This window comes from Pseudoalteromonas piscicida, from assembly GCF_002744175.1.
In the GTDB taxonomy this organism is placed as follows: Bacteria; Pseudomonadota; Gammaproteobacteria; order Enterobacterales; family Alteromonadaceae; genus Pseudoalteromonas; species Pseudoalteromonas piscicida_B.
The window spans coordinates 1-380 of sequence record NZ_NKHF01000034.1 but is presented as its reverse complement, the minus strand read 5'-3'; the positions used below and the strand labels follow the sequence as shown (position 1 = coordinate 380).

1 pseudogene is annotated in these 380 nt (G+C 40.0%); it reads right to left on the bottom strand.

What is annotated here, in order from left to right:
• Positions 1-173 precede the first annotated feature (173 nt).
• Positions 174-380, bottom strand: a pseudogene (locus CEX98_RS23085) (glutathione S-transferase family protein); the annotation flags it as partial.

The following is a 380-nucleotide window of genomic DNA, read 5'->3' as shown; positions in this document are numbered from 1 at the left end:
GCGCTTTCTGGCTCGTTGTCGTCGGCTCCATAAAGTTCGATATCCAAAATTTTGGACCTCGGAAATAGCTCGATGTAAGATTCTACAGCTGACTTTGCATTACCCGCATGTTGGCCTACAAATAGTAATGCTGTTTTAATTTGTTGCATAAACACCTCCTTCCATTTATTTGGTCAGCTTATTGTAGAGTACAATTCCAGCTGATCTTTGTATGCTTTTTTAAAAGCTGATCTAGAAACACATTGCTCTAGATGCTTTCGGCAATAGCTATATTGCTTTAGCCCATCAAACCTATCGACCAAACGAAGTACATCAGACATCGCGATGTCTGCAACAGAAAATTGTTCAGCCAACCAGCTTCTATCCCTAAGATATTCATT